Annotated in this window: 15 protein-coding genes and 2 pseudogenes; 11 read left to right on the top strand and 6 right to left on the bottom strand. The window is 60.0% G+C overall.

Going from position 1 to position 20,668, the window contains the following annotated elements; all coding sequences use genetic code 11:
• The 3 genes and pseudogenes from XF30_RS18325 to XF30_RS18315 all read right to left on the bottom strand — a co-directional run.
• Positions 1–627: pseudogene (locus XF30_RS18325) on the bottom strand (hypothetical protein); the annotation flags it as partial.
• Positions 628–782: 155 nt separating this feature from the next.
• On the bottom strand, positions 783–986 hold the full coding sequence (locus XF30_RS18320; protein ID WP_085969273.1) for a hypothetical protein: 204 nt from the start codon (positions 984–986) through the stop codon (positions 783–785).
• Positions 987–1,261: 275 nt separating this feature from the next.
• Positions 1,262–1,924: a glutathione S-transferase family protein gene (locus XF30_RS18315; RefSeq protein ID WP_109143481.1), complete on the bottom strand. Its 663-nt coding sequence runs from the start codon at positions 1,922–1,924 to the stop codon at positions 1,262–1,264.
• 72 nt (positions 1,925–1,996) lie between these two features.
• Between XF30_RS18315 and XF30_RS18310 the strand changes: the two are divergent.
• Together XF30_RS18310 and XF30_RS18300 are read left to right on the top strand one after the other, a co-directional pair.
• Positions 1,997–2,385, top strand: a pseudogene (locus XF30_RS18310) (DUF599 domain-containing protein); the annotation flags it as partial.
• A 678-nt stretch (positions 2,386–3,063) separates the two neighbouring features.
• Positions 3,064–4,455, top strand: coding sequence for a tyrosine-type recombinase/integrase (locus tag XF30_RS18300; protein WP_192893183.1), 1,392 nt, complete (start codon positions 3,064–3,066; stop codon positions 4,453–4,455).
• A 309-nt stretch (positions 4,456–4,764) separates the two neighbouring features.
• Here the strand turns inward: XF30_RS18300 and XF30_RS18295 are convergent, their stop codons facing one another.
• Positions 4,765–5,754 carry a BstA C-terminal domain-containing protein gene (locus XF30_RS18295; protein WP_109143479.1) on the bottom strand — a complete coding sequence of 330 codons (990 nt, stop codon included), beginning with the start codon at positions 5,752–5,754 and terminating at the stop codon, positions 4,765–4,767.
• Positions 5,755–6,509: 755 nt separating this feature from the next.
• Between XF30_RS18295 and XF30_RS37810 the strand changes: the two genes are divergently transcribed.
• The 7 genes from XF30_RS37810 to XF30_RS18255 all read left to right on the top strand — a co-directional run bounded on the left by XF30_RS37810 (position 6,510) and on the right by XF30_RS18255 (position 15,987).
• The gene (locus tag XF30_RS37810; protein ID WP_146207725.1) at positions 6,510–6,704 is read left to right on the top strand and encodes a hypothetical protein; all 195 of its coding nucleotides are present in this window, start codon (positions 6,510–6,512) and stop codon (positions 6,702–6,704) included.
• A 564-nt stretch (positions 6,705–7,268) separates the two neighbouring features.
• Positions 7,269–9,530 (top strand): T6SS phospholipase effector Tle1-like catalytic domain-containing protein, encoded by a 2,262-nt coding sequence (locus tag XF30_RS18290; protein ID WP_109143478.1) that lies wholly within the window; start codon positions 7,269–7,271, stop codon positions 9,528–9,530.
• 152 nt (positions 9,531–9,682) lie between these two features.
• Entirely contained in the window at positions 9,683–10,492 is an 810-nt protein-coding gene (locus XF30_RS18285; RefSeq protein WP_109143477.1) for a S1/P1 nuclease, read from the top strand.
• Positions 10,493–10,574: 82 nt separating this feature from the next.
• The gene (locus tag XF30_RS38165) at positions 10,575–12,233 is read left to right on the top strand and encodes a recombinase family protein (protein ID WP_158284390.1); all 1,659 of its coding nucleotides are present in this window, start codon (positions 10,575–10,577) and stop codon (positions 12,231–12,233) included.
• A 291-nt stretch (positions 12,234–12,524) separates the two neighbouring features.
• Positions 12,525–13,004, top strand: coding sequence for a hypothetical protein (locus tag XF30_RS18265; RefSeq protein WP_146207724.1), 480 nt, complete (start codon positions 12,525–12,527; stop codon positions 13,002–13,004).
• Positions 13,005–13,006: 2 nt separating this feature from the next.
• The gene (locus XF30_RS18260) at positions 13,007–13,756 is read left to right on the top strand and encodes an SOS response-associated peptidase (RefSeq protein WP_109143475.1); all 750 of its coding nucleotides are present in this window, start codon (positions 13,007–13,009) and stop codon (positions 13,754–13,756) included.
• A 74-nt stretch (positions 13,757–13,830) separates the two neighbouring features.
• Positions 13,831–15,987: an exonuclease domain-containing protein gene (locus XF30_RS18255; RefSeq protein ID WP_109143474.1), complete on the top strand. Its 2,157-nt coding sequence runs from the start codon at positions 13,831–13,833 to the stop codon at positions 15,985–15,987.
• A gap of 588 nt (positions 15,988–16,575) precedes the next feature.
• Here the strand turns inward: XF30_RS18255 and ligD are convergent.
• Positions 16,576–17,502 (bottom strand): non-homologous end-joining DNA ligase, encoded by a 927-nt coding sequence (gene ligD, locus XF30_RS18245; RefSeq protein ID WP_109143472.1) that lies wholly within the window; start codon positions 17,500–17,502, stop codon positions 16,576–16,578.
• A 246-nt stretch (positions 17,503–17,748) separates the two neighbouring features.
• On the opposite strand from ligD, the gene XF30_RS39410 reads away from it, so the two are divergent.
• On the top strand, positions 17,749–18,162 hold the full coding sequence (locus XF30_RS39410; protein WP_244608976.1) for a hypothetical protein: 414 nt from the start codon (positions 17,749–17,751) through the stop codon (positions 18,160–18,162).
• 632 nt (positions 18,163–18,794) lie between these two features.
• Entirely contained in the window at positions 18,795–19,604 is an 810-nt protein-coding gene (locus tag XF30_RS18235; RefSeq protein WP_109143471.1) for a class I SAM-dependent methyltransferase, read from the top strand.
• A gap of 270 nt (positions 19,605–19,874) precedes the next feature.
• Here XF30_RS18235 and XF30_RS37805 read toward each other — a convergent pair whose 3' ends face one another.
• Entirely contained in the window at positions 19,875–20,363 is a 489-nt protein-coding gene (locus XF30_RS37805; protein WP_146207723.1) for a hypothetical protein, read from the bottom strand.
• Between the last annotated feature and the right edge of the window lie 305 nt (positions 20,364–20,668).

Below are 20,668 nucleotides of genomic sequence, written 5' to 3'. Positions count from 1 at the left end.
CGCATAGCGCGCGACCAGGGTCTCGTAGAGATGGGAGTCCATGTTGGCGGCAACCTGCTGCTGGTCGGTCAGCGAGCGGAACGCGGCGCAATCGAACTGCGTGCAGCCGTCACGCGCCACCAGCACATGTGCAACGAGACCGTAACGATCTCGCTCGAGCGACTTGCGCAGCACCTTCATGTCGAGGGTCAGGCTCTTCTCCGCCGTGGCGACATCGCCGAGCGCGGTCAGGCGGTCGATCCTGGCGGCGGTGTAGGAGACCGCCGCGGCCGCAGCGTCAGGCGCGCCGAACAGGGCCTTCTCGCAGCCGGCGCCAACGGCATCGCCGGCGAGATCGTCGAGACAGGACAGCGCAGGCAGACTCGCGCTCACCACAGCCTGCGCGCGCGCCTCGGCCGGAGCGGACGGCGCGTCCGGTCCATAGAGACGCACCGTGGCTGCGCCGGCGATCGCGATGGATAGCAGGGTAATGACGGTCAGCGCGCCGTTCGCGACCGATCGGTCGGCGCGCAACAGCGTGATCAGCAGAATCAATCCGAAGAATCCGGCAGCCGCCAGCGTCATCCAAATCGGGAAGGCCGGCGAGAGCCAGATTTGGTCGAGCGAAGTGGCCCATGCCCAGTTCATGCGCGACGTCCCCTCACGCGAGCAAAGAGCGGATGGTCAAGCGAGCACCGCGAGTCGGCAACTGCCCCCGCCCACCCTTGTGAAGGTGAAGCGGGCCTTTGACGGCGGCAGAGTACAATTCCCGGGAGGCGCCTATGCACTGACGGCGTCGGCCTTCAGGAGAGCGCGAGCTGGCTTTCCTTGGCAACGCGCTCGAAGGCTTCGGTCGAGCTTTTGATCCGATACTGGCAGTCGTCGCCTTCGGTCGGGAGCAGACGGATGACCTCATACGCGCCGCTCGCAGCCGGACGCGCGACATTGCTGGCCGTGAATAGGACGCGCGTTCCCACGGGGAATTTGTGCTTCAACACCCTCTCCATTACTCAAACAGCGCCCGCCTCGCCCAGTGTCCCACTGCGAGGGCCGGCCGGAAACCCGGGCGGCTGTATAGCACGCGTCCGATGCTTTTGGCCAGCGCCATGCCGGCATGGCCCGCGCACAATTTTTGCAGTTATTTCAAGATGATAACGGGACAGCCGGTGGGGCGATGGTACCGGCGGAGCTGCTTATTCCGCCGACCTGTCGCAGGCCTGTCGCACCCTCCTCCCGATCGGCTGGCGTCCCCGCCTCCGGCCGGCGCCGGTCGGACTGCCGCTCAGGCGTCCTCGAACTTGGCGATGACGAGCGTTTCGGCCAGTCCATCCCGGGTCCATTCCTGGAACGCCGGCAGCGCCATCATGGTCTCCATGTAGGCCCTGGTGTCCGGCGCCACCTCGATCGCGTAGGTGCGGAAGCGGTGCACGACGGGGGCATACATGGCGTCCGCCGCACCGAAGCGGCCGAACAGGAACGGTCCCTGTGCGCCATAGCGGGTGCGGCACTCGCGCCAGATCTCCTCGATGCGCGCGATGTTCGCCTTGGCATCCGCCGACAGCGCCACGGCGCGGATCGGCCGATGCAGGTTCATGCCGCATTCGTTGCGCAGCGCCACAAAGCCGGAATGCATTTCGGCGCATACCGACTTGGCATGCGCGCGCGCGGCGACGTCGTCAGGCCAGAGCTTCGCTTCCGGATAGCGCTCGGCGACGTACTCGATGATGGCAAGCGAATCCCACACGGTGACGTCGCCGTCGACCAGCACGGGCACCTTGCCGGCGCGGCTGAAGGACAGGATCTGCGCCTTGTCGGCGGGATCGTCGGTGTAGAGCGGGATCAGCGTCTCCACGAACGGGATGTCGTTGGCGCGGAGCGCGAGCCAGGGCCGCATCGACCATGACGAGTAGTTCTTGTTGCCGATCGCGAGTTTCAGCGCAGCCATGTCACTGGTCCTTCGTTTAGTCCTGCAGGTGCAGCCGCTTTTTAGCGCCATCGCCTGCCGCCAATCAATCGTTGCTCGCCCGCTTTGTGGGAGCTGAAATGCGTCGGCCTCGTGCTGATCTGCGTCTACGCCTTCTTCAAATTCGCTTGGGCCTATCGCCTGTCAACTATGTCGCGATCCTGTTCGGCGATATGCCGCCGGCCTCACAGCGCGACACCCCCGAGGCCGAAGCCCACGTCATCCGCACCTCCAGCCTGTTCGAATCCGCCGGCCGCCACTTCAACCGCGGCCAGCGTGCCTTCTTCTTCGCGCTCGGCTATCTCGGCTGGTTCGTCAGCCCCTGGGTGCTGTTCGTGACCACGGCAGCGGTCGTGGTCGTGACCTGGCGCCGCCAGTTCGCGTCCAGCGCCTGGGCCGCGATGGCACCGGGGGCGGTGGATGGTGGTGAGGGGATGAAGCGTTGCGGCGCAGAGCCGGGACCCAGCGCCACACGGATTGCTCGGAGGCATGGGCCCCTGCTCTGCAGCGCATCGTCGAACCGGACGATGCTTCGCATCGCCGGGGGGACGCTGCGCTGCGTCCGGGGCACGAGATCGGATCACAGACATGCCTTCGCGATCTCGCGGCTGCTTCGCCCGAGCTTTGCTTCGTCTCGCTGCCCTCAGATGCAAGAGGGCGCAGGGAAGACCGGGTGCCGGCGGCACCCGCGGTCCGCTGCGCGAAAAGCACACGCAGGAAGAACCGCACAGCAGCATACAGGTGAAGCCCAACACACGGCCTTCCCTGCGCGATGGTCGGACGGCTTATGCCGCGCTCTCCCGGGAGCCGAGTTCCCTCTGGCCTCCCTCGCTCCCGCGAAAGTCACCGGCACCGCGCCGGTTGACGCCAATGCCGCATTCGCCAGAGCTTGACCGTAGCAACGACGGCCAGGACCACACGTCTATATTTTGGCACTTGGTGAAACACGCCGAAACTACAAAATCCCTATGAAATAAGTGCTTTTGCGCTACCCTGATGCGGGCTGTTTCAGCGGGCTTCACCAAAATAAGGGCCCGGCCCTAGCCTTTCAGCGTCCGCACGACAAACTGAAAGACCAAAAGCCGAGCCCTTTGGTCCCAAGCCTTAGGAGCCGAAACCACATGGATACTACCACTGTCCCCTCCCCCGCCGGCAAGCGGGGCCGCAACAGCAGCGTCATCCTCACCGACCGGCTGTGCGAGAGACGGGTCGCCCGGCGCACCAAGTTCTATGACCGCAAGTGCCCTGGCCTGTATGTCAGCATCAGCACCGCGGGCATGGCCACCTTCTCCTTCAAGTTCACCGACAGGCAGACCGGCAAGCAGCGCACCGGCTGGCTCGGCCTCTACAATCCGGAGGCCTTCACGGTCGAGGACGCCCGCAGCAAGGTTTACGGGCTCAAGGGTATGGGCGGCGAGGCCCTCGCCGAGACCTTCCGCGACCAGAAGACCGCAAAGGTGAAGCGCGGCAAGACCGTCGGCGAGATCATCGACGAGCGCATCACGTGGATGAAGACGCTGGTCAAGAAGCCTGACGGCGAGATGCGCCCTCGGCTGGAAAGCTGGGAGAACACGGCAAGCCACCTCAACCGCTTCCTCCGGCCCCGCCTCGGCAAGAAGCTGGCCATGGAGGTCACCAAGCACGACATCGCGACGCTGTCGAACGACATCGTCGCCGGCAAGTTCGGCAAACCCTCCGTCAGCAACGCCCGCCACATGCGCAAGGCGGCCTCAGGCCTGTTCAACTGGGCGGCCGAGGCCGGCCGCGACTATGTGACCGCCAGCCCCTGCGTCAATTTGCCGAAGCTCGACCCCGAGCATCCCCGCACCCGCGTCCTCTCCGAGGACGAGATCAGGATTTTCTGGCATGGTCTGGATCGCGACGACCTCCCCTATGACCGTCGGACGCGGCTGGCGCTCAAGTTCGAGCTGGTCACAATGCTCCGCTCACGCGAGCTACTCGGCGCGCGTCGGGATGAGCTGTTCGACCTCGATGGCGAGCATCCGCGCTTCGACGTCCCGCTCAAGCGGGTCAAGAAGCGACGGGTGATCCAGCAGCCGCTGTCTGATCTGGCGGTTGAGATCATCAAGGAAGCGCTGGCCTCGGATGATCAGCAGTTCGTTTTCGAAAGCCCGATGTACAAGGGCCAGCCGATCCACCGCAAGGCGATGGCCGACGCGCTGCGCGGCACCAAGCACGAGAAGAACAAAGACAAGACCAAGACGGCTGGCCTCTGCGAACTGCTCGGCCTCAAGCCGTTCACGCCGCACGACCTCCGCCGGACAGCTGCGACCCTGGCTGGCGATCTCGGCTTCGACGATGCGTGGATCGCGAAGTGCCTCGATCATGCCGCGAGCAAGAAGGCCGAGCAGACCGTGCCCACCGTGACGGGCAAGGTCTACAATCACAGCAAGCGGATGAAAGAGAAGCGCGCGGTGCTGGATGAGATCGCGGCGGAGTTGCGGCGGATTGTCGGGACCGGAATGGATGCGGGTCGGCGGAAAGCGGCTTGATTGGCTATCGCCTCGTTACGATCCGAATCCTCCCAGCTTTATGGGGGTTGAGGCGAACAAAGTCGTAGAGGTTTGCAGCAGGTTATCGACCGCGGGTTTATGGTATCGAGCGTTCATGGCGTTGAGTTCCAGATCGGTCTCTTAACTGGAATCGACTGCACCTTACCGTCTGGTGTCGCTTCGATTTCGGTGCTGGTATCCACAATGTTTGGGATCTCGCTCAATGTTGTCCTGGAAAGACTCTGCTGATCCTTGCAGCGCGTGGCGGAGGGGTATCCCGCCGGGACACCCCTCGTCCTCAAGCTCTCCTTACCGGGCCGTGAGTTGTGGTGGCACCAGCGCCGAGACGGCGAGCTGCGCCACAGATGGAGCCAGCTCTCCCCTGGAGACCTTACCCTTCAGGTAGTTGCTGAACTTTCCACCCTCGATGTAGATGTCCTGCAGCCATTCTCGGTATGCACCCAGAGCAGCCAGCGGATAGCACCACGACTCTTGCGGGTTTGACTTAGATTGCGGATGGCTATCGGGATAATGGTGCGGATATTTCTCGCGCTCGCCGTAGATCGCCTCAAGCTCGTTGTCGCACCAGTGTTTTGACCAGTGCTGCCCGATCGAGATGTCCACCACGTTCTTTTCGCCGATGTCGGCTCCCGCAACGATCAATTCATAGATCAGGGTGTGAGCCTCATTGAAGACGTGGAAAAATCCCTTCGGCGCAGATTGGAAGTTCAGCGAGATGCGTTCATGCCACTTGTCGAATTTCTTCGACCGAGTCGGATCGTAGCCGACTTGGCGGAAGATCATCTCCCGAAGCTTTGATCCAGCAAGAAGCCTGAAATTGTCGCGCGCTTCCGGCTGGCAGTTCGTCCCGGCGTCGAAGGCATAGTATTCGAGAACAGCAAGGCAAATCTCGGCGGGATAGCAGTACTGGAGTTGCCCGCCGTGAATCACCTCGATATGAGCCGACGGTGATCTGTAGCCAGCTTTGGCCAAGGTCGTCTTGATGAGCTTGATGCGGGGCTTATCGTCGTCTCCCCACTGGCCGCTGATCGTGCCGATGTGCGCGTTCTGCACCCCACAGAGCGCAGCAAGACCGCGCTGGTTGAGGTAAGGCGTACCGTCAGACAGCACACCCATTCCGATGCCGTTGACGTCGGCGATTTTCTCGATACCAAGTGGCAAACTGGACTGTACCGGGGTGATTTCCTTTGAGCCGATTCTAGGTGCCAAGACCTTGATCTTGTTGGCGCGCAGGCTGATTTCCTCGGTGGGCTTTTTCGGGGGCAACTCAAAAGACACGTGAATCAATCCTTCTTTGGATGTGACCACGCCGCACTGGACTTTATGTGCAGTAACTGTACAACGACTCTTGACAAGGGGAGTCGGAATACGGTTTGCGCCGTGGTCTGGGCTTCAACATGAAAGGCGGCTTCCGGTGACACGGGGCCGCCTTTCGGCTTTGTGCTATTCAAGCTGAAACGAGAGCCGTTACCGGACCGTTCCTCAGGCCGTTTCGAATCAGCGCGTGCACATGAGGGGCGGTGCCAACACGACGCAACGCACATCGTAGGCACTCCTGAACTTACGAACAGGCACATGCCTGTAATTTGTGCGAATCTTTGTCTATATTCGCCCGTTTCCAGAAAATGTCACTTGGTCGCAACATCCGGGCATTTCCGGGGATCATCCATTAAGCGGTGCAGCATCGATCAATGCGCCACGCGGCTCGGCTGCTTACGTCACAAATCCGGATGTTGCTCCCAGTCCGGCGACTCGCCCTCACAGTCAGCGGCGGCAGGTCGAACGCTTGCAGACCTGAGGGTGTGATCAAGCTGAGCTGAGACGTCGAGATCTTTGTCTCGTCGGCCGCTGTCCCGCATCAGCATCCACCGTACCGGCAACTTAAGACCAATCTTGCTGCGCGGATCACCGGGCGCGACTATGGCTTGGTATGATTACTTCGCCAAGGGATGCGTATGTGGAGTAGCCGATGCCCAAGACTCACCGTCAATAACGTGATGGGTGAGTGCAAGATCCTTGAGAGCGGGCAGCTAATGCAGCCGCTGGTGAGCAGGACGGACCTCGCTCATCACAACCAGTTGCTGCTCCAACTGCTCATTCAGCAACATCAACGCTCTAAGCGCATCGCGCAGATCGCCGTCACAAGCGGCTACGATCTCATCGACGGCCAGCCGGTTTTGATCAGCTGCGCCCGGCTTGTTTGGCTATTTGAATCTGAGCTGGCGTGATTGAGGCCGCATGGCCGCACCTGTCTAGTAGCAGCGTTGTCGGGCGTAGTCACCCGCGTGCCTGCGGCGTTTCCGACCTTCAACCCGGTCCTCGCCTAACCGCACACGTCGGGTTCGTTTGACAATAATTACCTTGGGCAGGTCACCAAGGCAGTCATTGTGGAGGCGGTGCGCGACCGGGTGTCGAAGGAAGCCGCGGCGCAGCTGGCGGAGTTGAAGAAGCGTGCAATGGCGGAGGCTGCCGAGCGGTTACTTGCCGGGAGGGATTGGCTGCCAACGGTGCCGCGGCCGCTCCGGCAGAAGCCGGAGGTGGCAATGGCTGCTTAGCCCGGTGGAAGCAAGCCGGGCCGCACAGGCGGCCTGACTTTCAGGCGAAATGGGTGCAATGTGGAGGCTGTGGCGACCGAGCTGCTGACTGTCGCTCTCCGCTAGGCGAAGTGGGGGTGCTAACCCAAACTTTTGTCTACATCCAGATCTGGAGCAGGCACTATCACTGGTTGAAATCCTCTCGGCACCTGTTACGCTCACTCCATTCATCGATTTCTTTTCAGGGAGGGCGCTCGCATGGCCAGCCCCAAGATTATTATCCTGTCTGATGGCACCGGTAATGCCGCCTCAAGTGTCTGGCGCACGAACGTCTGGCGGATGTTCCAGGCGCTCGACCTGCAAGGCAACAGCCAGGCAGCGAAATACGATGACGGCGTGGGCACGTCCTCCTTCGTGCCGCTCGCTGTGTTGGGCGGCGCATTTGGGTTCGGCCTTAAGCGCAACATCCTCGACGCCTACAAGTTTATCTGCCGCAACTACGATCACCAGAACCACTCGAAGATCTACCTCTTCGGCTTCAGCCGTGGCGCGTTCACCGTGCGCGTCCTCGGCGCGCTCATTCTTCAGCAGGGCCTGGTTGTGGCGGATACCGAAGCGGAGCTGCACAACGGCGCAGTCAAGGCTTACAGGGCCTACCGGGCCAAGGGCTATCATTCGATCTTGCGGATCGAGGTGCTCTTCCGCGCCTTGCGCGACTACGTCCTGGTGCCGGTGCTCGACCTTGTGCGAGGCAACAAACCCTACGCCGAGATCGTCCGCAAGGACATTCCTTCCATAGAGTTCATCGGCGTGTGGGACACGGTCGCTGCCTACGGCCTGCCTATGGATGAGATGACGCGTGGCGTCAGCAACTGGATCTGGCCCCTTGAACTTCCGAATCGGATCTTGAACCCACGTGTCAAATGCGCGAGGCACGCACTTGCGCTCGACGATGAGCGGACGACCTTCCACCCCGTGCTCTGGACCGAGGAATGCGAATCCAAGCCGGCGGTCCCCACCAGCATCGACGACGAGCGCCTGGTCCAGGTCTGGTTCGTCGGCATGCATGCCAACGTCGGCGGAGGTTATCCCGACGATGCCGTATCGTTCGTGCCGCTGTCCTGGCTTGTCGACGAGTCCATCAAGCGCGGTCTCGTTTTCAAGGAGGCACCCTTCGCAGACCCTGACTCGATCAAACTGATCAGTTCAGCGCAGGATAAGGACGGCCGCCTCTACGACTCGCGTTCTGGCCTCGGCTCCTACTACCGCTATGGGCCACGGAGGGTCTCAGATCTGTGCAATGACCCGGATGTAGGCGTCAGCGTCAAGTTGCCGAAGATCCATGAAAGCGTGTTCGACCGCATCGACAGCGGCTGCAACGCATATGCTCCGATCGGCTTGCCGCCGGAGTACCTCGTGGTTTCCCGCAATGGCAAGCTCACGCCGCTCGGGCCGACGACATTCGAGACGCCAGCGGGTGCGCCTGCCCGTTTTGCGGCACAGGAAAAGCTCTGGAATTTCGTCTGGATGCGTCGGCTGGCGTATTTCGCGACCCTGGCTGCCACGCTGCATCTTGCAGCGTTCTGGCTGTTCCACGACCGCATCAAGGAGCATGAGTTCGAGTCGCCGATCCGGATGGTCTCCGAATTGGTACGGTTCATCGAATCCTTCCTGCCGAAATCACTCCATTGGTGGACGGACTGGTACGCCGCGAACCCTGAATGGTTCGCCGGCGGCATCGCCGCCGTGATCATTCTTATGGTTCTTGGCAGCAGCCTTAGCGCCAAAATCAAAGACCGGATGCGCCTGCTCTGGCGGGACCGGGCGGCGCCAGTGCCGCTCTCTGGCCTGATACACGACGCCATTTACGCGTTCAGGACCCACCCGCTCTATCAGTTTGTTCTCCGCGCGGGGAAGCGGCACGTCCTGCCCCTGCTTTTGGTGGTGATGATGGTCTGGTTCGGTGCGACTGTCGCGAGCCATTTCCTGTTCAACGTCGCGGATTCGATGGGAGCATTCTGCAAGGGTACGGCGGAGGCCACGGTTATCCCAGTCAACAAGGGCATCGACCAGGACGGCGCGGACTTCGCAACATCTGCGATTTGTGCGCCAACAGGCCTGAAGGTCTTTTCCGGTCGCTCGTATGAGATCAGGATCGCGGTCACCGAGCCTTGGAACGATGCGGAGCGGCCAACCACACCCGCTGGCTTTCGGACCTCCACGGTCGAGCTTGCCAACCGGTGGAAGTTTCGCAGCGCTATTTTCCTCCGCCGCATCCTGTTCAGGCCCTGGTACCGCATCATCGCGCGAGTGGGAGTGACCGGCGTGGACGAGTATTTCCTCGATCCCATCCCGCTTCCGAACACGACACCGCAAACGTACAAGGCAACTTTCAAGGCTGCACGCAGCGGTGAGCTTTTTCTCTACGTAAACGACGCGGTGATCGGCCTGCCATGGCTCAGCGACACGTTTTATCCGAACAACGGAGGTAAAGCGAAGGTGACCGTCAAACTGCTATAGCCTCAGGAATTTTGCCCAAGTACTAAATTGAACTCGCATTCAATTTTAAGTCGCTTCGAAACCGCGCGTTTTTGTCCGGGCGAGGCGCTTCTCCCCTTCAACCTGAAGTGATAAGCTCGTAGCCATATTGTCGCAGGCATGAGGTAGCCCGCATGCGCCGCTTTTCAATAGCTGCCGTTTTCCTTCTCGCGCTCTGCACACACGCCTCGGCATGGGGCGACGAAGGCCACAAGATTGTCTGCGAGATTGCCTACCGCCTCGCCCAGCCGGACACGCGCGCAGCGATACGGAAACTGATCCAGACGGACAAGGTGTTCGACACCTTTTCCGACTCCTGTGTGTTCCCCGACCATCCGCGCATTCGCCGAACAGAGCACTTCATCAATCTGCCCCGCGACGCGCACGGGGTCACAGGAGACAACTGCCCGAACGCTCCAGAATGTGTCCTCACGGCCATCCGTAACGACTCCAATGTTGTGAACTCGAAGCATGCAAAGCGGGCCGACAGGCTTATTGCACTCAAGTCGCTTGGACACTGGGTCGGCGACATCCATCAGCCTCTCCACGTGTCGTTTGAGGACGACCGCGGAGGAAACGATATAAGGGTGAACGGCGAGTGCTCGGGCAATCTGCACGGCACCTGGGATAGTTGTCTTGTGACACACGCGGTCGGGCCCGATGTCGATGACGCGGCTTCTGACCTGATTGATGCCATTACTCCTGCGATGAAAACCAGGTGGATTTCGTCAGATCCCAGTGATTGGGCCAACGAGTCGTTTGCAATCTCGAAAGCCGCGAAGACGGGCTATTGCGTGATGCATGGCTCCTCCTGCGCCCAGCCCGAGGGCAGCGTGACCATCAGCACCGAATACCTCTCTGCGAACGAACCCATCGTGAAAGAACAGCTTCAGAAGGCAGGAGTCCGGCTGGCAGCCCTGCTCGATAGCATCTTCGCCGACTAACGTCGGGCAAATTCGTCTTGAAATCCTTCATGCCGAGTAGTGTAGTTTATTTGACGCGGCACTCCCTAACTCGGGAGAACCCATGGCCAACTCGCTGGTCCTGCGCAAAGGAACCGACCTGGCACGGCGCGTGCGGGCGAAGCGCGCCGCGCAATATGTTCGGATGTCGAGAGACCTCCAACGGTATTCCATCAAGAACCAGCTCGCCGCGATAGCCGCTTATGCACAAGCTAACGGCCTCACAATTGTAAGGACCTATGTCGATGAAGGGCGGAGCGGCCTGCGCATCAAAGGGCGGCCTGGTCTCATCGAACTCATCGAAGATGTCGAATCAGGTCAGGCCGACTTCGATCAGATCCTCGTCTATGACGTCAGCCGGTGGGGACGCTTCCAGGACACCGACGAAAGTGCCTATTACGAGTTCCTGTGCAAGATGAACGGTGTCCGCGTCGAGTACTGTGCGGAGATCTTCAAGAATGACGGCAGCTTCCTTTCAGGTATGGCCAAGTACATGAAGCGAGGTATGGCCGCTGAATGGAGCCGAGAACTCGGGGTCAAGGTGCACACCGGACTTTGCCGGGTCGCAGGCCTCGGCTACCGCGTCGGCGCTCCCGTCGGCTACGGCCTACGCCGAATAATGGTTGACGAAAACGAACACCCAAAGGCAGAGCTCAACAAGGGCCAGTATAAGGCTTTGCAATCAGATCGTGTTCGGCTGCGACGAGGCTCGGCCGAGGAGGCCGCCGTCATCCGGTGCATCTTCGATCAATTCGTCCATGCTAGGAGATCGTACAGCGAGATACGGCGCGATCTCAACGACGCGAACATCGGCAGCCATAATGATCGACCTTGGACCGATCGGATGATCCCGACAATTCTCAGCAATGAAAACTACATCGGAAATACCATCTATAATCGAACCTCGCGCCGCCTAGGGCAAAAGCTCGTCAAAAACCCTTCTCATGCCTGGGTCCGCGGGGCCGCTGCGATTGAGCCCATCATCGATCCAGACATTTTCACACGTGCTCAGAAACTGCTCGCTGAGCGACGCGTCGAGATTCCGGAAGACGAAATGCTGATGCGCCTCCGCGTCGTGCTTCGCCGACGAGGGAAACTCAACTCCCGCATCATCAACACGACGCTCGGGCTCAACCATGTTTCGTCTTACGTCAAGCACTTTGGATCGCTACGCAACGCTTATTCGCAGATCGGCTACGTCTCACCACGAGATTGCGACTGGCTGGATACCCGGAAGTACTGGGCCAGCGAGCAAGCAAGGCACGCGAACGAACTTGCCGAAGTCCTCAGAGCCGATGCCGGTCTTCAGCCCGAGCTTGCTCAGGACGGCATAGCCCTCGATGTCAACGGCGCTCGCCTGGTTTCATTTCTCGTTGCAAGACAGCTCCCCACGCGAGGACAAGATCACGCACCGCAGTGGAAAGCCTACCGCAGGCACATCTCCTCGGGCCTGCTTGCAGTGATGAGGCTAGACGTAACCAACAAGACCATCGAAGATTACGTCTTGTTGCCCCCCAAATTGCGGGCAGGCCGATACGTCTGGCTTTCAACCGGTGCCCTCGCTCGGCATCGCGGGGTCTACTGCGCGGGTATGAGCGATTTGATCAAAGCGATCATGGCCACATTGACGGCCAACCATGACGTGCCAGCCATGTCAGCGCGGCAGAACACGCCAGCGAAAAAAGGCCACCCCAAAGCCAGGAACGGCCGCGGGCGGCGCTGATTGATCGCAGGTATAAATAAGCTCCGAGCAGTGTGCCGTAATTCCTTCGAAAATCGCCATTCAGCTTGGCAATCTTCGATAGCTCAGACGTATCAAGATCATTCGACATGGGCTGGCTTCCGCATTGAACCAGCACCCTATGAACCACTGTTTTGCCCGACGCCACAAGACAATTTCGGTAAATCAAAATATCTTATGTCGAGATTGACCTATCCGTTGCGTTTCCGGTGATAAGGCCCCCCAAGCTGCAGCGGCTGGCCGTCCAATCGACTCGACCGTATGGTGTTTCTCATGTCTGCCGCCCGCATAATTAAGCCGCCGCCGATGTCGGGAGGCGATCGCAAACACTACGCCCGCGAGATTCACAAGGCGGAGGTCACTTTCGCGCATCTGCTCGAGCAATCGGCGACCGCCCACGCGGCCGCCGATGCTGCCCGTGCCAAAGCTTACGCGCTCGACTGCGCCGCCTGGAACACGGCCCTCTTCATTGGTGAGCTCGACCACGCCTTCCCCACGATTGCTGCGGCGCTCGCCGGCGGGTTCCCGTTGCTCGAGGTACGCTGCGAATACTGCAAGCACACCGAGAGGATCGACCTCGCATTAGTAGTGCAGCCGCGCGATCGGCAGGTCGCACTGATGCGCAGCTACCTCTACTGCAGCCCCTGCCAGCGCACTCTCGGCAAGAAGCGACGGCCCGACTTGGTGGGTCTGCGCCCGGCCGGCGATCCGCAACCTGCAGCACCCTCACGGCGAACGAAAAAGGCTTCCTGACGATGTGCAACCTCTACTCGATCATCACGAACCAGGCCGCCATCAGCGCGCTGTTCCGCGTGGTCAACCAGTACGTCGGCAACCTCGCGCCGATGCCGGGCGTGTTTCCTGACTACAACGCGCCGATCATCCGCACCGGCGCCAGCGGACGCGAACTCGCGACCGCGCGCTGGGGTATGCCGTCATCTTCGAAAGCATTGATGGACGCAACCAAGAAGCGTGCCGAGAAGCTGCAAGCCAAACGCAAGACCGTCAATTTCAAGGAATTGCTCCGAATGGAGCCCGACAGCGGCACGACGAACATCCGCAACGTGAAGAGCAAGCACTGGACGCGTTGGCTGGGCGTGGAGAACCGCTGCGTGGTGCCCTTCAACTCATTCAGCGAGTTCAACAAGGCCGAGGGCGGCGACATCTGGTTTGCGCTCGACGAGAGCCGTCCCCTCGCCTGCTTCGCAGGCATCTGGACAAACTGGACCTCGGTCAGAAAGGTCAAGGAAGGCGAGACCACCAACGACCTCTATGCGTTCCTCACAACGGAGGCGAATGCCGAAGTCTTCGCCGTCCACCCAAAGGCCATGCCAGTGATCCTGACGACGCCCGAAGAGGTCGAGATCTGGATGACGGCTCCGGCGGATGAAGCCTTGGAACTGCAACGGCCGCTTCCAGACGGCGCGCTGCAGATCGTCGCGCGCGGCGTGAAGGAAGACGCGGGGCCGGCGACGGCAGATGTCGGCGGCTCTGGTCATCCTTAGCCGGTCGAGACGCTTGACTCTGAGGGCGGCGTCAGAACAGAAATAGAACAAACGATTCTGCCGCGAAGGTCCGCTTGGCCAAACTGCCCCAACTGCCCGTCTACTATTACCTCGACCACTTCGCCGAAATGCTGGGGTTCGTGCAGCGGACGTACGCCCCCGTGCTTGGTCCGGAGCATCACGCCTTCATAGCGCGGTTCGAAGGCCTATCGAGAGATGCACAATGTCTGCTGGTCCGCATGATTAACAGGCGCGGTGCCATATTCAATCGCTCGCTGTTCAACTATTCCGAGATCGATGACGTCGAGCGGGCGGCATCCGACCTGACTGCGGCCGGTCACGCTCGCGAGCTCGGCGAGGCCGACTATGCGGCCTTCGTCTCATGCCTGCCAAAGGACATGCTCATTACTGGCGCGCAGGCGGCCGGGCGAGGAGATGTCCGCAAATCGTGGTCGAAGCCGAAGTTCATCGATTATTATCTACAGAGCATCCCTTTCTCGGTCGCCGCGCAGCACTGCGGCGCCCGCAACTTCATCGCGCTCGACGGGACGCGGCCGATCGAGTTCTTGCTCTACCTTTATTTCGGCAAGACCGAGGTTGATCTGAAGAATTTCGCGCTGCGCGATTTAGGAATCCTCCGCACCAACCGCGAGACCTCGTTCAGCGCGCGCTTCACCGATGCCGAGGAGGCGCTGGCCTCGTTCCATTACAGCCAGGTTCTGGCCAACTTGGAGGATGGATCGGAGGCTGCCCACAGAGGGGCCGCCATCGACGTGCTCGCCGGTCCCCCCTGCCCGACCCAGTTCGCCGCCGATCTCCGCTGTCGAGCCGCGCATCAGACCGGGCTTTTCTTCGAGAAGGCGGGCGAGAACGATCTCGCCCGGCAGCTCTACCGTGCCGGTCCGTCGCCGGACTGCAACGAGCGCTTGGTTCGCCTGCTCTACAACACGGGCGACAAGGCGGGGGCTGAAGCGCTGCTGCAGCGGATGATCGATGATCCCGCCAGCGATGGCGAACATCTCTTCGCCACCGACTTCTACGCCCGTAAGTTCGGCGGCAGGCGTACGGGCCTTTACACCGCACTTTTGCGGTCCGGCCGCACGATCACCGTGGACGACACCTATCGCGGCAATCCCGAAGCAGGCGTCGCGGGCGTGCTGCGGCGCGACGGCACCGAGGTTTTCTTCACCGAGAACGTGCTGTGGCACACCCTGTTCGGCCTGCTCTTCTGGGACGAGCTGTTCGAGAGCACCCGCATGCCCAGCGGGTTTGATTGGCTACCGCACTGCCTGAAGGACCGCAGCTTCAGTCGGCTTTTCGCGGCGATAATCGACGAGAAACTAGCAGCTATCGCGTGCGGGTCCGGCCTTCCGCTGATCCTCCGCACCGTGGCAGCGAGATGGGGCCGCCCCAACGGGATCTTCAGCTGGGATCACGTGCAAGTGGAGGCGCTGCGCGCGCTGCTCGAAGGATCCGATCCTGCCGGCCTCGCCAGCATCGTGGGCAACATGTGCGACGATTTCCGCGGGATGCGAGACGGCTTCCCGGACCTGATGCTTGTGCGCGACGGCAAGGCATCCTTCATGGAGGTCAAGGCAGAGGGCGATGTGATCCGCCGCAACCAACTGACCCGCCTCCGCCAACTCGGCGCCGCAGGCATCGTGGCAGAGATCGGCCGGGTCGATTACCGGTTCGATCCCGAGCAGGATTACGTGGTGGTCGATATCGAGACCACCGGCTCATGGTCGAACGGCGACCGCATTACGGAGATTGGTGCGGTGAAGGTGCGCAACCACCGCGTCGTGGACGAGTGGCACTCACTCCTCAACCCGCAGCGTTCCATTCCGGCGAAGATCGTTCAACTGACGGGCATCACGAACGAAATGGTTCGGGACGCACCTCTGTTCGCCGAAGTGGCGGACCGCTTCATGCAGTTCATGGGCGACGGTATCTTCGTCGCACACAACGTCAGCTTCGACTACGGCTTCATCGCCTATGAATTTGAGCGCATCGGTCGGCGCTTCAGATTTCCCAAGCTCTGCACCTGCGCCGGAATGAGGCGGCGCTATCCCGGGCACAAATCCTACGGACTAGGCAAGCTCTGCGAGATCTATGGGATCGAGCTCGAGAATCACCATCGTGCCTTATGCGACGCGCGAGCCTCGGCGCAGCTGTTGAATCTGATCAATCAAAAGCGTAGCCAGGAGAGACTTGCGGCTGAAGCGGCTTAGATACGCTCCGGTCGGTGGTTCACCGCGATCAAGAAGTCGGCCAGTTCAGCGAGGCAAAACTCGCTACCGCCACAATCAAGAAAGCTCCGATCAGACACAAAACGTAAGTACCCATACGCACAGAACGATCTCAGCGTGGGTGCGTTCCGGCCGGCGGACGCGACAATAGCACCGCTAAGAAGGATTGTTCCAAATTCCCAAAGGGTGAAGAGCTCGGTTGGTGCAAAAGTGAACTCTCCGTTCAGGTCCTCCCAAAGAAAAGGCCTCCGAGACGGCGGAGGCCTAGTTTGGACAGGGAGGATCTACTTCCAGCCAACCTTGCCTGTTGGGCTGCGTTCCTAGAAATGCGCACGAAGCCGTCGCTCCAGCTCAATTGCTTGATCTGCGTTATAAGCGCGCTTGAGCAAGTCGCTCCGATCCTTTCCAGGTGCCTTCTCGGCTCGTTCACGCATCTCCTGCGCGAAATGTGCCAGTCTGGCTTCCAAGGAATCCGTCTGCTTAAATCGCCTGCGCTTTAATCCCATCGGGCCTTCCTTCTGCTGTGGGGACGATTGTACGTCCGCAACAGGAAGAGCGCAGGCACATAAGTTATTTTCGAGACAATCCCTTGAAGGAACTTGCGCGTAGCAGCCCTTCCGACGTGATGTCTCTGTACTCGACGTCTGCGTAGAACTTTGGCTCGACCCAGGTGGCTTTCGGCTTCTTGATCGGTTTGGTGAGCTTCTGCTTCGGGCTCACAACAGTATCGAGGGCATCTCTGATTTTGCGCGATGTCGTCCGGCTCCAGCCCGTGCCGACTTTGCCCATATAGACCAGCTCTTTGCCTTCCATCTTACCAAGATAGAGAGCGGCGACGCCCGTGGGGTCCTTGATAAACCCCACCACGGGAAATCTTCCCTTCTGGACGACTTTGATTTTCTGCCAGGCCTCTACACGCTCCGAACGATATGGTGCGTCGACTCGCTTCGAAACGATGCCCTCATAGTTGAGCCGGCTTGCGGCTTCGAATAGCGCCTGCCCATCACCTTCATGGTGCTCGCTATAGAAGATGGGCTCCGTGAGCTTGTTGCTTTCGATCAGGTCCTTCAGCAGCTCCTTGCGGGCGAGCTGCGAGATCTTCCGCAGGTCCTGACCATCCAGCCACAGGAGATCGAAGGCGAAGAACAGCAGACGATCCTGGTCGCCCCTGCCGAGGTCTGCCTGCAGCTTGGAGAAGTTGGTTCGATCCTCGTGGATGACGACCACCTCACCGTCGACGATGGCCTGCCCTTCGATCTCGAAGGCGCCGGCAATGACGGAGAACTTATGTGTCCAGTCGAGACCGTTGCGGGTGAAGACCTTCCGGTTATCTCCGTCAATATGGAGCTGGATACGGTAGCCGTCGTATTTGACTTCGTGAATCCATTGAGCCCCCGAAGGTGCTTTCATCTTCAGGGTCGCAAGCTGGGGGCTAATAAAGCCCGGAATAGCGGCACGCGGCCTTTTTGCCGGTGCCGTCCTGGTACGCTTCACCACTTACGCAACTCACAAAAAGCCCGCCGTTAAGTTGGGGCCAACGGCGGGCAGTTTACCTACCTTACTCACGACTTTCCAACCGCGGGGCTGAGGCGGCGTTCCGACCGTGTTCTCACATACAACCGAGATCTCGATTCCCGGTTGTATTTTCAACGGCAACGAGAACGCCCGCCGAACGGCTCGGGAACACCAAGCCGGGAGCGTTCCCTACCGCGAACACCCTCTCCGCCAAAACGGAAGTTCTGGTTGGCTGACGCGGCCCGGCCGTCCATTCCTCCTGAAGTGCACTGGGGTGTGTGGCTCTGCCAAGACGTCCAAACCAGCTTTCCATCTGGACAGATGGTCGTGCCAAGTGACTGGAAGGGCTCTTGTTTCCCGGCCGATAGTATCTATCTGGCTCGCATGAACTTAACTGACATTCAGGATTTCGCCATTCAGGCTCGCGTAGCTGCGATCCTTGGAGCAAACGAGTTTGACCGCGTTTTTGCCGGTGTTCGTTTTGCCGAGGTTGAAGGTCCTCTGCTGTACGTCTACGCCAAGGACGAGCCTGCCGCCGCTTCGATCGAGGACGACTTCTCTCTGCTCATAGCAGACATAGCCGGCCGCATCCTCAAGCAGGAAATCGAGATCGTGCTCGTGCTGCCGAAGGTCTTGCAGTAGCTCAATTCGTTTCGACGATTTCAGCCGCGAGTTCAGCGACCGCCCGCCTGCCCGCCTCGGTCAAACCGCCGAGCGTCTGCGTGTGCTTGTTGGCGCACTCGAACGATCTTTTCCGCGACGAACTTCCGGGCTGGATGACCTTCGAATGCCAGCGGCATCAATCTACAAGCTCGCTCCAACGCGACATCCATGTTGGAAATGGTTCGCTCACTGAATTTTTCTGAAAGCAACAAGACTGACTCCACGAACAAAAAATGTTCACGGAGGCGACCGCTTTCCCGCCATAGAGGGTCAGCAGCACCCCCCAACCAATTCAAATACCCACGCCATTCCAGAATATAGTCGTTACTGAGCGGCTTGGGATTCACAAGAGTTAATGAACCAAAGGCAAAGGTAACAATGTCAGCTAGTACCTCATAACCGGACGCGCGCGGCCAAGCAGGAGTTGACCGCTAAGGGCCAGAACCGGACGCACTGCTCCGCCGCCGCTAGCGACGAATTGCCCTGGCCAGCCTCGGGCCGCCTGGGCTACTGTAGTCGGGGGCTGGCTTCCGCCGATGCCCTGCGTGCCCTAAGTCACCAGTTTCCAAACTGCTTGCGAGAGAAATCTTCTTTAGCCATAGGGAGCGACCATGTCATCGACAGTTGATCCGTTCTCAGAACTAAAGTCCCGCCAGCGCGACATGTGGGCGTCGTTTGCACCGACTGCCGCCTTCACCACACCGGTCGCGGCGCATCTCGTCGACTTCGCACAAGTGAAGCCTGGCGAGACCGTGCTCGACGTTGGAACGGGCACGGGTGTCGTCGCGATTACGGCAGCTCGGGCAGGCGCATCGGTAACGGGACTCGACCTGACGCCGGCGCTGCTGGACGTTGCGCGCGAGAATGCTCAGATAGCCAGGCTGGCCACTGTACAATGGTTTGAGGGGGACGCTGAAAATCTTCCATTCCCGGATGGCCAATTTGATGTCGTGCTGAGCCAGTTTGGTCACATGTTTGCGCCCCGGCCTGATGTAGCTGTCGCGGAGATGCGGCGCGTTTTGAAGCCAGACGGTCGCGTCGCATTTGCGACCTGGCCACCGGAGCACTTCGTTGGCCGCATGTTTGCTTTCGTTGGCAAAAATTCGCCACCGCCCCCACCTGGCGCCGCACCACCTCCCCAATGGGGAAGCCCCGGCACTGTCGCTGAACGGCTTGGCGACAAGTTCGAGGCCCCATTTTTTTCCCGCGGCATCATGCATTTTCCTGCTCTCAGTCTGTCGCATTACCGAGAGTTCGCGGAGCGCTCCATGGGCCCCATGCAGAAATTGATGGAAGCTTCGGCGGAGGAACCGGAGCGGCTTGCTGCCTTGCGTAGTGAATTTGAAACGCTCGCTGCACCCTACTACTCCGCGAACATGATACGGATGGAGTATTTGCTAACCCGAGCCAGGGCACGTTGAACGATCGCAGCGAACCGGCGGTCACTTACCTCTCCCCAACCGAGATTGTGACCACGGGGGTTCTTCGCCCGGCAGCGATCCCTTTGTGTCGAGGGCCAAATGTCGCGTTTGCGTCAAAGCGCGAAGAACTCAGGTTGAGCAAATCTGGTCCTATCTGGCTAAACGAGCGGACTTCCGACCGTCGAGCCGCAACTTCGCAAATGGGCCAGAACCGGACTCGGCTAATCAAAAGGGCCGCTTGGAAGGCGGCCCTTCGAGTGCATGGCAACATCACTTCATCTTGTAGGTACCTGTCTGGCGATTGCAGTCTTGAAACGTTCCCTCCTTGATGAGTGGGAACGGCCCTAATGGTTGTACCGTCGCGCTTAAAACCATCCCATCGTATTTTCCAGTCCCCGCAACTGTCTCTCTGGTTACCTTTCCTTCTGCAGCTGAGAAGTACGACAGTCGCTTGTCGCCGTCTCGGTCAATAGACTCGCAGACGCTGGTGCCTGTATTTTTCCCAGCGAATGATGCAGACATCCCTATGCACCGGAATGTATCCTTGTCGAAAAGGCCGCCTGGAGGATTGCTCTGGATAGTACCCGTTTGTTCAAAGCTTCGCGCGGTGTGAGTCTTGGAAAATACGATAGTGCTGCTCGTTCCCGACCAGCACGCCGTGTAATCGAAGCTGCCTTCTTTTGGCAGCTCGGCAGCGAAGGCACACGGGACGATCGCAAACACGATTAAAGCTACGAAATTTCTGCATGCGCTTTCCATAGTAGCCTCCATTTGGATTGGACGAACGGCCCAAGGCGAACGACGAGCAGGTATCTGCATTGATCCAGATCAAGAGGACGAGAAATGTCCGTGATGGGTCAAAAGCTGCCTTTGCCCTGTGCGCCCTGACCTACGGCCGCTTCGGGCCACAGCCAGACTTCGCTGTCGAACCCGACACTTACTTCGATTTGGTCCACGTCAGGGTAGCCACTATCAATCCGGGCATTTGTTGATTAGCCGCGGGAGCAGGTGTTGTTTGAAGAAGCAACTTGTCGCCGTCGAAACGCACAATCCGCGTCTGATCG

Origin of the sequence: Bradyrhizobium sp. SUTN9-2, assembly GCF_003122645.1 — a bacterium.
In the GTDB taxonomy this organism is placed as follows: Bacteria; Pseudomonadota; Alphaproteobacteria; order Rhizobiales; family Xanthobacteraceae; genus Bradyrhizobium; species Bradyrhizobium yuanmingense.
The sequence above is the reverse complement of the archived record's forward strand: the minus strand, read 5'-3'. Positions and strand labels throughout refer to the sequence as shown.

What these genes read in the sequence shown, in the direction of transcription:
- XF30_RS18320 (WP_085969273.1), bottom strand. Translation starts at nt 986, where the DNA reads ATGGAGAGGGTGTTGAAGCACAAATTCCCCGTGGGAACGCGCGTCCTA.
- XF30_RS18315 (WP_109143481.1), bottom strand. Translation starts at nt 1,924, where the DNA reads ATGGCTGCGCTGAAACTCGCGATCGGCAACAAGAACTACTCGTCATGG.
- XF30_RS18300 (WP_192893183.1), top strand. Translation starts at nt 3,064, where the DNA reads ATGGATACTACCACTGTCCCCTCCCCCGCCGGCAAGCGGGGCCGCAAC.
- XF30_RS37810 (WP_146207725.1), top strand. Translation starts at nt 6,510, where the DNA reads ATGCAGCCGCTGGTGAGCAGGACGGACCTCGCTCATCACAACCAGTTG.
- XF30_RS18290 (WP_109143478.1), top strand. Translation starts at nt 7,269, where the DNA reads ATGGCCAGCCCCAAGATTATTATCCTGTCTGATGGCACCGGTAATGCC.
- XF30_RS18285 (WP_109143477.1), top strand. Translation starts at nt 9,683, where the DNA reads ATGCGCCGCTTTTCAATAGCTGCCGTTTTCCTTCTCGCGCTCTGCACA.
- XF30_RS38165 (WP_158284390.1), top strand. Translation starts at nt 10,575, where the DNA reads ATGGCCAACTCGCTGGTCCTGCGCAAAGGAACCGACCTGGCACGGCGC.
- XF30_RS18265 (WP_146207724.1), top strand. Translation starts at nt 12,525, where the DNA reads ATGTCTGCCGCCCGCATAATTAAGCCGCCGCCGATGTCGGGAGGCGAT.
- XF30_RS18260 (WP_109143475.1), top strand. Translation starts at nt 13,007, where the DNA reads ATGTGCAACCTCTACTCGATCATCACGAACCAGGCCGCCATCAGCGCG.
- XF30_RS18235 (WP_109143471.1), top strand. Translation starts at nt 18,795, where the DNA reads ATGTCATCGACAGTTGATCCGTTCTCAGAACTAAAGTCCCGCCAGCGC.
- XF30_RS37805 (WP_146207723.1), bottom strand. Translation starts at nt 20,363, where the DNA reads ATGGAAAGCGCATGCAGAAATTTCGTAGCTTTAATCGTGTTTGCGATC.